Annotated in this window: 11 protein-coding genes; all 11 read right to left on the bottom strand. The window is 36.6% G+C overall.

The features are described 5' to 3' along the window. The 11 genes from rfbB to KVT34_RS19465 are packed head-to-tail and all read right to left on the bottom strand — an operon-like array spanning nucleotide 1 to nucleotide 14,332. Nucleotides 1-1,014: a dTDP-glucose 4,6-dehydratase gene (gene rfbB / locus KVT34_RS19515; RefSeq protein ID WP_217560481.1), complete on the bottom strand. Its 1,014-nt coding sequence runs from the start codon at nucleotides 1,012-1,014 to the stop codon at nucleotides 1-3. Next, a complete protein-coding gene (gene rfbC / locus KVT34_RS19510) occupies nucleotides 1,011-1,574 on the bottom strand; it encodes a dTDP-4-dehydrorhamnose 3,5-epimerase (protein WP_217560480.1) in 564 nt (187 codons plus the stop codon). The genes rfbB and rfbC overlap by 4 nt, the downstream gene beginning before the upstream one ends. A 19-nt stretch (nucleotides 1,575-1,593) precedes the next feature. After that, complete coding sequence (locus tag KVT34_RS19505; protein ID WP_217560479.1) at nucleotides 1,594-2,334, bottom strand: sugar phosphate nucleotidyltransferase; 741 nt, start codon at nucleotides 2,332-2,334, stop codon at nucleotides 1,594-1,596. 14 nt (nucleotides 2,335-2,348) lie between these two features. Further along, nucleotides 2,349-4,223 carry a hypothetical protein gene (locus tag KVT34_RS19500; protein WP_217560478.1) on the bottom strand — a complete coding sequence of 625 codons (1,875 nt, stop codon included), beginning with the start codon at nucleotides 4,221-4,223 and terminating at the stop codon, nucleotides 2,349-2,351. 14 nt (nucleotides 4,224-4,237) lie between these two features. Next, complete coding sequence (locus tag KVT34_RS19495; RefSeq protein ID WP_217560525.1) at nucleotides 4,238-5,194, bottom strand: glycosyltransferase family 2 protein; 957 nt, start codon at nucleotides 5,192-5,194, stop codon at nucleotides 4,238-4,240. Nucleotides 5,195-5,214: 20 nt separating this feature from the next. Then, on the bottom strand, nucleotides 5,215-6,357 hold the full coding sequence (locus KVT34_RS19490; protein ID WP_217560477.1) for a glycosyltransferase family protein: 1,143 nt from the start codon (nucleotides 6,355-6,357) through the stop codon (nucleotides 5,215-5,217). A 24-nt stretch (nucleotides 6,358-6,381) separates the two neighbouring features. Beyond that, the gene (locus tag KVT34_RS19485) at nucleotides 6,382-10,233 is read right to left on the bottom strand and encodes a glycosyltransferase (RefSeq protein WP_309244110.1); all 3,852 of its coding nucleotides are present in this window, start codon (nucleotides 10,231-10,233) and stop codon (nucleotides 6,382-6,384) included. Between the two features lie 21 nt (nucleotides 10,234-10,254). Then, nucleotides 10,255-10,674 (bottom strand): FAD synthase family protein, encoded by a 420-nt coding sequence (locus KVT34_RS19480; RefSeq protein WP_217560476.1) that lies wholly within the window; start codon nucleotides 10,672-10,674, stop codon nucleotides 10,255-10,257. Continuing rightward, nucleotides 10,671-12,209 (bottom strand): asparagine synthase (glutamine-hydrolyzing), encoded by a 1,539-nt coding sequence (gene asnB, locus KVT34_RS19475; protein ID WP_217560475.1) that lies wholly within the window; start codon nucleotides 12,207-12,209, stop codon nucleotides 10,671-10,673. Before asnB ends, KVT34_RS19480 begins: the two co-directional genes overlap by 4 nt. 3 nt (nucleotides 12,210-12,212) lie before the next feature. Then, the gene (locus KVT34_RS19470) at nucleotides 12,213-13,529 is read right to left on the bottom strand and encodes an ABC transporter ATP-binding protein (protein WP_217560474.1); all 1,317 of its coding nucleotides are present in this window, start codon (nucleotides 13,527-13,529) and stop codon (nucleotides 12,213-12,215) included. Between the two features lie 14 nt (nucleotides 13,530-13,543). Beyond that, nucleotides 13,544-14,332, bottom strand: coding sequence for an ABC transporter permease (locus KVT34_RS19465; RefSeq protein WP_217560473.1), 789 nt, complete (start codon nucleotides 14,330-14,332; stop codon nucleotides 13,544-13,546). Nucleotides 14,333-14,407: the final 75 nt, after the last annotated feature.

Below are 14,407 nucleotides of genomic sequence, written 5' to 3'. Positions count from 1 at the left end.
TTATTCATCAGCTGTTCCATTTTGTTTTGAGTAATAATCCTGATAAGCACCTGACTGGATATTTTCCCACCAACTTTTGTTTTGCAAATACCAGAGAATAGTTTCTTTAATTCCCTTGTCTAATTCATATTGTGGTTTCCATCCCAACTCCCGAGTAATTTTATTGGAGTCTATGGCATACCTCCGGTCATGGCCTGGGCGGTCTCGAACATAAGTAATTCGTTCTTCTGATTTACCCAGTTCTCGGAGTATGGTTTTTACAATCGTCAGATTAGTTCGCTCGTTATTACCACCGATATTATAAACTTCTCCATTTTGGCCTTTATGGATTACAAGATCTAATGCCGAACAATGATCATCAACGTATAGCCAATCTCTAATGTTCTGTCCGTCTCCATATACCGGTAAATCTTTATCCTCAAGCGCGTTTAAAATCATGAGAGGAATCAGTTTCTCGGGAAATTGATAAGGCCCATAATTGTTCGAGCATCTCGTAATGTTAACAGGTAATCCAAAGGTTTCATGATAAGCACGAACGAGTAAATCGGCGCCCGCCTTACTTGCCGAATACGGACTGTTAGCAGACAGTGGAGATGTTTCTGAAAATAAACCTGTTTCACCTAAAGAACCGTAAACTTCATCAGTCGACACTTGTATAAATTTCGTTACTTTATGTGATCTCGCTGCATCCAGAAGGACTTGTGTCCCCAGAACGTTAGTATTAACAAAGATATCCGGCTGCACTATACTTCGATCCACGTGAGACTCTGCCGCAAAGTTCACTACTACATCGATTTTTTGCTCAAACACTGATGAAACGAAAGCCCGATCGGTAATATCGGCATGTATAAATGTGTACCGAGGATTATGCTCGACCTGCTTAAGATTGTTTAAATTTCCTGCATAAGTCAAAGCGTCTAAATTAATAATCTGATAATGAGGGTACTTTTTAAGCATGTATAGGATAAAATTAGTGCCAATAAAGCCCGCACCGCCTGTAATTAAAAGTTTCATGAAGTTACCTCTTCATCAAAGTTAATTTCAGCATCCTGTAAGCGTGGATGTTTTTTGTCCTTGTCTGACAATACAGGCATAGATATCGGCCAATCAATCCCTAGCGAGGGATCGTTCCAAAGTATTCCTCGATCGTTTTCAGGAGAATAATACTCATCTACTTTGTAAAGCACTTCTGTATCAGGCACCAATGTACAGAAACCATGTGCAAATCCCTTTGGAACCAAAAGCTGTCTCTTATTTGATGAACTTAGGATAAAGCCTTGCCATTGGCCAAAAGTTGGCGAGTGCTTCCGAATATCAACGATCACGTCATAAATCGCACCGGCTAGAACACGAACAAGCTTGGTTTGCGCTTTCGGCTGGAGCTGATAATGAAGTCCTCTAAGGACTCCGGGTTCCTTAGACAAAGAGTGATTGTCTTGATTGAATTGATTGGCTATACCCAATTCCCCAAACCTTGCTGCGTTGTAGCTTCCCATAAAAAAGCCACGGTTGTCACCATAAATCGTAGGTTCGATTAAGATAGCTCCTTGAAAATTAGTAGATAGGATATTCATGTACTTGTATCCTTTCTCGCTAAATTTTGTTAGTAAAGATATTCTGAAGGCTCACTTCTTTAGCTAGTTCATTTGCCTTCGCCAAAGACTCATGAGTACCCGCATCCGACCACCAGCCTTCAAGAATATCAAATGTAAGTTCTCCTTTTTTGATATAAGCGTTATTAACATCCGTTATTTCGAGTTCTCCGCGCTTGGAGGGCTTTAATTCTTTTATAATTCTGAAAACCGAGCTGTCATACATATATATTCCGGTAACCGCATATTGGCTCTTAGGATTAGATGGCTTCTCTTCGATAGACATTATATGGCTCACTCCGATTTCCGGAACACCAAACCTTGCAGGATCATCTACTTCTTGAATTAAAATCTTGGCTCCAATTCTCTGTTCATTAAAATTTTTAACGAAAGGTGCGATACTTGATTCGAATATATTATCACCTAATATGACAACCATTCGGTCATCGGACACAAAATCTTCTGCTAGTCCGAGTGCCTGCGCAATTCCACCGGCTTCATCCTGTACCTTATAGGTAAATTTAAGTCCAAATTCATGGCCGCTCCCTAGCAGATTAACAACATCCCCCATGTGCTCTTTTCCGGTAATAATGAGCACATCATCAATTTGACACTGTTTAAGCTTGCTAATACCGTGAAAAATCATAGGATATTTCCCTACCGGAAGCAAATGTTTATTGGTTACTTTGGTAAGCGGATAAAGCCGGGAGCCTGTGCCGCCTGCTAAAATTATACCCTTCATACCGCGTCAACTCCCTATTTAAAGAATAAAGGGTCATTTGCATACTGCTGTTTGAAAAGATCTTTCACATAGCCCTTTGTTTCGGCATTTAATTCGGTCTGTCTTTGAAATACTTTAGCTTTAACCTGATTACTTAGGCTAAATTCTTTTAGGACTTTATAATTTTTACCGAAGATATCTTGATTCAATAAAGAACTAGAAATTATACCGATGACTTGCTGATCTTCCGGCCTTAAATGATATTGTATGGGATCTGCAACAACCAGATACTCAGATTCAAAAATTTCTTCCGGGAATCCATCCCGTTTATCCACATGATGGGTGACAAACATACTCGGTAAAGCATCCAGTTTTTCAGGCATCTCCAGTTTCCTTATTATATCGTCATTTAAAATACCGGAGCTGGATAACACATACACTCGCTTGCTAGTATTGACCGTTAGCTCATTTAAATATCGGGTTAAATCAGTCAGCTGAGGGATATCATCTCTTACCCGCGGGTAAAGTTTATAATTCCCATATATAATCGAAGCTTTCCCCAGCAGTTTACCGCTATTAGAGCTGCTTATAAATGCATTAGAAAAATTAAGATAAACAAGCCCCAGAATAATGACTGCAAGAATAGATTTAATTGTTGATTGCTTTAGTAAATTCACAATAAAGTAACAGCCTAAGCAAAAGAAAAACAAGAAAGTAGCGGTAAATAAATAATAATGATGAATGGCAAAGCTTTGCACACGAGTGAACAGTATAAAAACCACAACAGCCTGTATTCCCAGTACAGTGGAAATATAACGAAATTTATGATTTGTGACACCAAAAACAAACCCAATCAGTATCAATATAAAATAGAAGAACCCATGGTAGCGAATTAAGCCCTCAAATATCTCCATTACGCCACCAAGCTTATATGCCGAGTAAGCATAGGAATAATTATTCGAAATAGTCCTGACTAAGAAACCGTTAAAGAACACAGCGAGTATAAGGACACAAAATATTCCCACATAAAAAAATTTACTTATTGTTCTTATGAAATTCTTAAAAAGATACGTTTTAATAAACAATAGTTTTAACACTTCAGCTATAAATATGGCACTAAAAAAACCCACAACCCAATAGCTGTACCATCTTCTTGATAAAGCCAATGCGATTAAAAGGAAAGAAAGGAGCAGTATATCTTTTAGAGACAATTCTTCTTGCTTTTTATTATAGAGAATCACTAACAGAAGCCCTATAAATAATAGGCCGATTGAATCTAAATAGCCTGATAACAGTGGTGAAAGTAAAGCAGGAAAAAAACAAATGCCCATAAGCAAAAAAATATGTCCTTTATGTGAGCCGATGTTAAAAGCCTTGATCATAAAGAGAGTGAATAAAATGATAAACGGTAAAATGTATAAATTTAATATGGAAAGAACAAAACTTTCATAACTTCCGCCCGATAATTTAAAAATAAACATAATAGGAAGGATTGGTACCACATTATAATCATCGTTTAGAATGCTGATATAAACTTGTTTAACAGCTTGTGTAAAATTATTAAAATAGAGATCGCTAAAAAGAATGGTTGAATTCCAGTAAGCTGAAAAATCCCAAAAGTAGATAAACTTTTCTCGTTGTACAAATGAAAATACCAGCAAATTACTCACAAGGCTAAGTATGAAAAATAGATTGGTTAATTTGTTGGCATTTTCTGAAGGATACAGATTATAACTGCGAATTATAAGTGATATTACGGTTAAAAGTGCTGCCATCGGTAAGAATGACAACAGGTATGGTTTCAAATAATCAATTTGGAGAAAAATAACAAAACAAACTAACCCAATTATTAAATAAATAAATCTTTTTTTCTTTTCCCCTTGTATTTCACTTAAGAATGTTGTTAACATTTCGGCTCCTCGAGTTAAACTGTTTTCTCAACTATGTATTTGGGTCTTCTCTTTGACTCTTTATAAATTTTTCCAATATATTCTCCTATCAATCCTAAGCTCATTAATTGTATACCACCAAGGAACCAAATCGATACCATTAAGGAAGCCCAGCCACTTACAGTTTGACCGGTTATTTTTGCGTATAATGTATACATCGCAGCCAATATACTTGTCAGAAAGACTAAAAAACCTATAAAACTTACAAACCTAATTGGAGTTACACTAAACGATGTGACTCCATTCATGGCGAATCCAACCATTTTTTTCAGAGGGTACTTAGATATACCTGCAAAACGCTCATGTCTCTTATAATATACCTCAGTAGATTTAAATCCTATAAGAGGAACAATTCCTCTAATGAACAGATTTGTCTCTGTAAAATTCGTTAGTTCTTCTAAAACCCTCTTACTCATTAAGCGATAATCGGCATGATTATAAACGAGATCTACGCCCATTTTACTCATTATTTTGTAAAACCCTTGTGCAGTCATTTTCTTAAAATAAGTATCTGTGTCCCTGTTGTTTCTGACTCCATAAACCACATCGTAACCTTCATGGTATTTCTCAATGAATTCGCTTATTGCCTCCACATCGTCCTGCAAGTCAGCATCGATTGATATAGCGATATCACAATAATCTTTCGCAAAGTGAAGTCCCGCCAGCAAAGCGTTTTGATGTCCTACATTTTTAGCAAGCTTCAATCCTTTATAGTGGGGTGATCTTTCTGATAGTTCACTTATTAGCATCCATGTCTTATCTTTACTTCCATCGTCTACAAACATTACTCTGCTATCGTTAGATATCCCCCTACTTTCCATTAAATTTGTTAGAATTGCTGATAATCGTGAAGCAGCTTCGAATAAGACCTCTTCCTCATTATAACAAGGTACAACAATAAACAATGTTGGTATCTTGTCCTTTCTGTCCAAATCTTGCACACAATCGCTCCTTACTGGTTATTGAATTGAAATTCGTCTGCACCGATTATGTTTCCAATCTCCCTCACTCTATTGCGCCAACTGTGCGTCTGTATAAAGAGATTCAGATCTAATTCAGTAGAAAAAGGCGACTGGAAACTTGTTAAATTGCCAAGAAGTTTTCTAACATCCGATTTTGTTTTATAAACAATTATTTTATCCCCGAACTTGTCAATTTCTTCATTCGATACAGCTATTATCTTTTTATTGCAACTTAAATACTCATAAATTTTCACAGGGTCAATAGTATCCAAATAATCACCCTGTTTAAAACAATATAAACCGTAATCTAAATGTTTAATTACATCAAACACTTGCTTTTTAGGAATAGGGTCATAGTAGTGCACTTGATTGGATACGATTTTTTTTGTCGGAATATTATTCCTTCCTACAATTAAAACATGAAAATGAGGATCTGAGTCTATAATTGTCTGAATAATCTCATAATCAAACCAATGATCAATGGTACCTACATAACCAAATACTGTATTGTTATTTTTTTTAAGTTCACGTATAGCTTGAGAGATTTTACTTTCTTCACTACACATAATGGTGTCGCTATCAACTCCGTTATTAATTAAATGCACTTTGGGATTTATTCTTGAAATCTTATCATAAAAGGCTTTACTTGATATGAAAATACTATCCGCCCGTTTGACCAGTCTCTCTTCATTAATCCCGATTACTTTACGTAGGAGTGAATTACTCGTTAGAAATTGATAATCGTCCATTTTATCATAAATGATCTTTTTCCCCCTATACTGGTTTCCAATAAGCGGCTCAAATATAGGACTACCTAGCCAAAAAAGATCTGCATCTTCCATGAACCGGTGTAGTTGTCTTCTTTCACTCCTAGTATTAATTTGCATGATAGCTCTTGACTCTAAACTTTTAGGCAGCCTCCATATTCCTGAAGGGCGATATACAGACAAGTTATCCCCTATTATTTTAAATTCCTTTTTATAATAATGATTTCTATTAATAATCGAACTGATTAAACTTACAGAAGGCTCAATATAACTCACTTCATGGGTACGAGCTAACTCTTCCGCAATATGCTGCGGCCTCTGTTTCAGATCATTCCACATAATAGGTGAAAAATAAACAATTTTCACTGCAATGCCCCTTAATTGTAACGTTTATTGAGCAAGAGTAGCTAAAACATGTTGTTTCCGATTTTCGGTGTCTTGCTCTTTAATCTTGATCAATTCTTCATATGCTTCAAGAAGGCATTCTTTATAAAAGACATCGTAGTTATTTTCCTTTATTTCCTTCCCTCGCAAAATTGAAAGCTCTTCCCTTAATAAATCTACCCTGCTTTTATCGTAATTTATATCCGAATCCATCGGGCTGTATAAATCCTTTTGAAGCTGATAATGAGTGATCACACTGGCCCTTAGAGTTTTATGCACGTGCTCTTCGGTGTATCTCCCTGTATCAACATCATGTATAACTCTAGATTTAGGATTCAATCCTACTTTAAAACCAATTTGGTTCATTAAATAAGAAACGACAATCTCTTCCCCACCCGCATAGTCATTCCCTTTTCTCCCATAAGAGGTACGGAATCCTCCAATTAGCATTAGCGCCGTTCTTCTTACCGCAAAGTTTGCGCCGTAGGGGAATTCCCATTGATACTTGGACTCTTTATACTCGTCTCCATCAATAATTAATTGACTCCAAAGTGCCTCTTGTCCGGGTATTACAACTTCAGGACGAGGCTCGGGAAGATTCAATATGATATTTCCGCCAATGACTCCTGCTTCCGGATGAAGATTGAACCCATTAATCGTTTCTTCCACCAATCGATAGTCAGCTATTACATCATCATCCAGATAAAGCATAATATCGGAACGAGCCGCATATAAACCTGTATTTCGGGCATAGGATAGCCCCTTAAGGGGAGAAATCACATATCGCAGGAAATTCTCCTCTTTAATAAGATGTTTCTTTTTTAATTCGACTAATGCATTCTCAATCTCAACATTGTGGTAATCATTATTGACAATAATAATTTCATATTCGTTTCTGTCGGAACTTTGCTCGATGACAGATTCCAAAGTTGAAATCAATTTTTGAGTCCGTTTATATGTGCATACAACTATTGATAGTTTCTTTTGATATTTACAATCGTTTAGATCTATCATTTCCTCAATTTTGTACAAATGATCGTTTTTAACTTTACTGTCCAGATAACAAAAAACTGTGTGCATATCCGCCGCTGTCACTGCTGAGTCCTTATCTTTTTGATAATCGTCCCCATATCTCATCAAATATCCATCGCCACTAACTTCGCGGCTTATTAAGGTTTTATAAACACCATCAGGAAGGTCATGATGATCATCTAATGAATCGGAAAACAAGACATAGGAAATCGGAATTCCCAGATTGATAGCCGGTAAAACTCCAAGATCTTCTCTCGTGATTACTGTATGTCCTTTGGATATGCAGAGTTCTTGCATCTCTTTGACAAGTTGTCCGGATCCCTCGATAATCCAAATCAACGGAGAAAGATAAAAGTCTCTTCTGAAATCGTCCAGCACCATTAGTTTGTACCGGTTTGCAGTAATACCCAGTTCTTTATCTTGAGAAGTAAGCGATTGAGAGTGAAAACGGTAATCGTATATAGGGCTCTGTTCTTCCACATGTTTAAGGTTAAACAATGAATTAACTCTCATCCAATAATCATAATCTTCTAGGGTATGTTTAAATTTAGAGTAATCACCTAGAATTACAGCGACTTTAGCGCGATACATGAAAGCCGCCCCAATTGTATTATTAGGATAAGTATTTAATTCCAAAGTTCGCTCAGGAAGGATTACCCACGAACTTCCTTCCGGTTGCTCATACCAACCATGATTGGTTAGTGGTCTCCCCGTCTCGTCAATCAGTTTCATATTGGCATAAACCATACCAACATTTTCATCTTTTTTGAGCTCTTCAACCATAATTTCCAGACAATTTGGATGTAAGTTATTATCAGCGCTCGTCCAAGTATAAAACTCTCCTTTTGCCAAACTAAAGCCTTTGGACAACGTACGAGGTATTTTCAAATTTTCTTGATGAATTACCCGGATTCTTTCATCCAACTTGGCGTAATGATTTAGTATTTGGGGAGTTTTGTCCGTTGATCCATCATTAAGAATGATTAATTCAAAGTTCGAATATGTTTGTTTTAGAATGCTCTCTATCGCTTCTCCGATCATCGTTTCTCCATTGTAAACAGGAAGAACGATAGAAATTAGTTCTTTCTCATATGAAATAGATATCTTACCTAAGTCAAGCGGATATTTTGAGTTTCTCATTTTTTTATAATTCAAAAACTTATATTCGTACCAGTTTAACAGTTTGTCCTCATCTTTTCTTGCGTAAGTAGAATGATCATTCTCAACTGTTTGAATGGTTTTAGTTACTAACTTATGTTTCACCTTTTTCAAAAAAACACGAGTTCCAAACTGGCGCCATATTTTAAAACCTTTTAGTAAATAAATCCCTCTTGTTTTATATAAAGCGGTTCTTAAAATATTGCCCATTTTCCATCGTTTAGATCCGTAAATATTATTTAATTCATGATAAACTCTGCTGAGTTCATGATTTTTAAGTTCTAGCTGCTTACTTATGTCTTGATTCGCTTCGTTTACCTGCAAAGCCTCTGCAAGTCTCGTTTCAGATTGCTTCAGTTCTTCCTCCTGCGCATTAAACCTGGCCAGAAGCTCCTCTTTTTCTTTAATCAGCTTTGATACTTGCTCCGTAAATTGAAGAATATGTTCGCTCTTGGTATTCATCAATTCTTCTACTTTAAGGATATGGACTCTATTATCGGCCAATCTTATTTCTAAGTCCTTCTTTCGCTCTTCTATTTCATATTTTTGTCTGCCTGCCTCTTGGAGTTGTTCTTCCGCTCTTTGTTTATCTGCTTCTAGAAGATACATATAGTTGTTTAATCGTTTATGGGCAGCATGTTGGTAAGGATCAATATCATCCCGAAGCAGTTTTATTACCTGCTTCATTACGATCTGAACCGATTTTTCACCCTTCACAGGAAAAAGTTCATCGGAAAGATTCTTAAGCTTTTCCTGATAAACTTTATCATTCAGTGCTTCCAGAAGTTTTCCTCTCAGATGGCGCACATCTGTTGTGTGAGGGACCATGTCATTTAGGATAATGTACTCTTCTAAAGGCATAATCTCTTCAAAATACTCCGGCTTGTTGTGCTGGTAAACGACAATCGGCGTATTGGTAGCAATCGCGTCAAATATAGCTCCTGATCCGTCAGAAAGAACCAGATCCGTTTGTTCAAACAAATCCACTAAAGAAGATCTATGGTCCAATACCCTGTCCGAAATAGTATGTGCTAAACTGACTCGATTCGGTTCCAGGTAAGTAGTTCCATGATGCAATTTAATAGTAATATCAAACTCTTCTTTAAGCTCTTGTATGCATGGACCAATTTCTTCGATAGAACATTGACTTCCGTAAGTAGGAAGGTACAACAGACGTTTCCTTACATTTTGAGTCGGTTTCTTTTGAAAATATGAAAATTTTATCAGTCCCGATATTTCTGCTTGTGTATAATGTTTCAAAACAGAATAGTCATATGTACTATTACAGAAAATAAAGTCAAATTTTGAGCTCCATGCATCCAGGTTCCATGAAGGCTTAGCCATGCCGTATTGATATCTGACCTTATAATCGGCATCCACTTCAATGTAATACGGCAAGTATGGATAGAAAGCAAGTTTATATTTATCGAGAGGTTTACTTTTTAGGAATTGAACCGGATATCCTTTTTCCTTGAGATAAAGATAAGTATCTCGAGACATTTCATTCCAGTCGCCTTCTTCAATTTCCGGTACCAGCAAGTCAAATAAAATAGATTCCGCTGTTAGCGCCTCTAGAATAGGCTTAACGGTTTCATACAGTACGAGATTGTGAAGGACAAATGCTATTTTAGCTGACACCTTCAGATTATTCAGAACTAATGTAGTCACAAATAAAAACTCCTTGCCATTTTATTGATCGTCTCTCAATTTCAACAGAGCCTGGTTTAATAAAGTAGAGGAAGTTCCTTTGGTATATGGAAAGTAGATGATTTTGACTCCTACATTTTTAAACATCTCATCATACTCTTCCCAGCGATCGGTATTGTACCAGTCATCGCCGACAAACATAAGATCAAACTTTAATTTTTTCCAAAGTTCAAATTTATCCATACTTTCTTGTGGAATCACCACATCAACATATTTAATTGCTCTTACGATCTCCATTCTTTCGGCAAATGGAATCACAGCTTTTTTGTACTTATAGGCAACCAATTCATCTATAGTAACCCCGACGATTAATTTATCGCATAATGACTTCGCGTTTTTCAGCAGATTTAGATGTCCGATATGGAACAAGTCAAAGACTCCCGAAGTATAACCAGTTATCATAGGACCTCCATCAGTTTATTTAAATTATAGTCGAACCATTTATCCATACCTGTTTGTTTTTCATTATTGCCAGAGAATATTTCGTCAACTTTCACCGGAAAACCCACTTTTTCTCTATCAATAATTTCATTTGGCAAGATATCTTTAAATACTCTTTTTAATGGTGCTTTGACTATGTTATCTTTCATTTTATAATCTGCACCGACACCGGCAAGACGTTCAACTAATCTATAATCTACAAAGGGAGAACGTGCTTCAACTCCACATAACATTGTAGCGCTATCCAGTCTTTTTAGCAGTCCCTGTAAGTGAGCGATCTGAAAAAAAGCAGAAACTATGTGTAGTGGCGTCTCATATTGGAGGAATGGTTTAATAGCGTCTTCTACAATTTCCAGATCAGCATCTTGGCTGTACGAGTAATAAGAAGAAAATTCATCAATAGTAAACTTATCAACAGAAGCAGCCCACCTAAAAATACGGTCATAACCAAAAAACAATTCATCTGCTCCTTCACCGCTCAATACAACTTTGTTTTTCTTACTTACCTCTTGAGTCATTTTATATAAAAGGACTTCATTGGGAACCGAAATAGGTTCTTTTTTTCTGTTAATTATTGCATCAGCTAAAGTTAAAAATTCGTCTTCTTGGATTGTAACGCGGCAGTGATCCGTGCCGTAACGTTCGGCAGCTAGATTAGACCAAATAAATTCGTTATAAGACTCAAACCCCACAGTCCAAGTATTCGTCACGTTAGAAAGAGCTGTAACGATTGTGCTATCCAGTCCCCCGCTCAAATAACTGCCGATGCTGACATCGGAGATTTCTCTGTAACGAACAGAGGACTTTAACAAATCAGCTAACTCCTCGTCGGAAGGAGGTTGCTTAGTATCCATATCCAGCTTCCAATATTCTGTAACTTTCCCGTCAATCATATAACAGCCCGCAGGAAAGCTTCTGATATCTTCATAAATAGTACGATCGTTAAAGAAAGTTCGCATCTTCTTATACTGTCTGATACCTATAGGGTCTAACTTCCTAAGTTTGTGAAGCTCCAGAATAGGGGCTATTTCCGAAGAAAAGGTAAAGTTCCCCCTATTTCTATAATAGTATAGCGGCTTTACCCCCAACCTGTCTCGGGCCACAAAGACCTGATTAGTTGAAGTATCCAAGATAATCAAGGCAAACATGCCGTTTAACATCGATAGCATATTCGGACCAAAGCGGATATAAAGCTGAAGAAGTACTTCTGTATCGGAACTTGTTCTCGTAAGAAGGTCAAACTGTTTGGCTAATTCGAGGTAATTATAAATTTCTCCATTATAAATCATTACGTAGCGGCCATCTTCGGACTGAAAGGGCTGATTGCTTCTGTCGTCAATATCCAGAATGCTCAATCGGTTATGTCCCATTTTCATTTCGGTATGTTCCCAATAGCATAAAGATTTGTCTGGTCCTCGATGTTCAATCAACCTCAAAGAATTAACAAATAGTTCTTTATCGACAGACGGGTCGTCTGTAAATAATACTCCACACATAATCTATTCCTCCTGCGGCAGTAGTAGATCAACCTCAACTTGGTTATCGACGTACATAAGGCCGGGAACATAATTATCTTGTATAGGGGGTACCTCAAAAACGGCCGCAATACTTACGCTATCGAAATAAACGGGTTCAAAAGGTTTTGGCTTTAAACCAATTGATATTGAATATTTACCGCTTTCAGATAAGAGGTTTTTAAAAATAAATTTAATTTCTGCAACCTGACCTCTTTTCATCGGAGGAAGCAAACGTGCTGCATTATATATGTTCATTCCGAAAATATCTACTCCATTGTGGTTTCTGACCATGTAACCGACAGTTCCTTCCGTTTCTACATCAACGGCATATTTTGCAAGCAGTCTGAGTGTAACCGTAGCCCCGAAGGGAATCGTAGTCGTTTCCTTGCCATTCACGAGTAGGTCGGCTCTAATAAATTTGGCCTCTCCCGTCCCTGAACGGAACTGTTCAGCAAGTTTCAGAAAATTCGGATCCTCCTCAATCGAAACCTGATTTAAAACCGAAGATTCACCTGATTGAAGCATAGATTCCAAAGACATTACCTTCTTCATATCCGCAATTTCCTGATTAACCATATTCTCATATCTTTGAGCTACTTTCTTTACATCCCCTATTTCCAATAGTTGTCCTTTGTCTATTAAAATCGCTTTATTGCAAAAGCTTTTGATGGTATCCATGGAGTGTGAAACAAAGAGAATCGTACATTTTTGAGCTAATTCCTTCATTTTAGCTATACATTTGGCTTGGAAATATATATCTCCTACGGAGAGCGCTTCATCAACAATCAATATATCGGGGTCCACATTAATCGCAACAGAAAAAGCCAACCTTGCAAACATACCGCTGGAGTACATTTTGACAGGTTGGTTAATAAAATCTCCAATGTCCGCAAAGGAAACTATATTGTCTATTTTTTGATCCATTTCCTGTTTAGAAAAGCCCATTAACGTACCGTTTAAATAGATATTTTCAATACCTGTGAGATTAAAGTCAAACCCTGCACCTAATTCCAGCAGCGCGGCTATTTTTCCATTAATATTTATTTCCCCTCTCGAGGGATTAAGAACGCCAGTAATCATTTTAAGTAAAGTTGATTTACCGGAGCCGTTTTTACCGATTATTCCAACCGTATCCCCCTTAAGTATCTCAAACGATAAATTGTTAATAGCTACAAATTCCTTGTGATAGCTCTTTTCCGAAAAATGCAGAGATTCTTTCAATCGATCAATAGGATTATCATAAATTTTATATATTTTAGACAGTTCTTTTAGTTCAATTGCTACGCCCTGTTCTTTCATCTTTTAGTTCCCCTTTATATAACATCAGCGAAATGAATTTTGAGTTTTTTGAAAACTTTAACGCCTACCAATATAACAATACATGTAAATGTCCAAAAATAGATTGTGAGATAGGGATGCTCCCAAAACCATTCTTTATTAATAAATGTATCCCTAAATCCGGACACAATATAATAAACTGGATTAAGCTTGAAATAGAATTGATACTCTTTACTAACGATATTCAAATTCCAAAAAATAGGCGTCAGCCAGAAGAAAAATTGAAGGAACATGGCAACAAATTGTCCTACATCTTTCAAAAAAACATTAAGTGCCGCGGTAATGTAAGAGATCCCAACTATCAAGCCTATACTCGCCAGCAAATAGTAGAAAATTTGTAAATGATACCATGAAAGACCGTAACCATAAGATACAAATATCGTAAGCAAAACTACTATAAAAAACAGATGAATTATTAAAGAAGAAATAATCTTTATAAGCGGAAGAATACTAACTTTAAAAACTATCTTCTTTACCAGATAGCTGCTCTCGATTATGCTGTTAGTCGCACTCGATATCGATTCAGATATGAAAAACCACGGAATTATAGCCGGAAGCAACCATAAGATAAAGGGAAAGTCATTTACCGTATTTGATTTCAATCCGACTTGAAATACGAACCAATACACCAGAATAGTAATGATAGGATGAACAAACGCCCAGAGGATGCCCAAGTAAGACCCTAAATATTTTGCTTTTATATCTTTCTTCGATAATTCCCATATTAAATTTTTATTTTTAAACAAGGTTTTTATTGCATTCATTTTACTTCCTACCTCTTAATCAGCTTATTTTTGAATATCAGGCAAATTCCTTCCCATTCTACCATCAGCAAACTA

This window comes from Paenibacillus sp. GbtcB18, assembly GCF_019091125.1.
Taxonomy (GTDB): domain Bacteria; phylum Bacillota; class Bacilli; order Paenibacillales; family NBRC-103111; genus Paenibacillus_F; species Paenibacillus_F chitinolyticus.
Note: the sequence above shows the minus strand (reverse complement) of the source record. Positions and strands in the feature narration are given on the sequence as shown.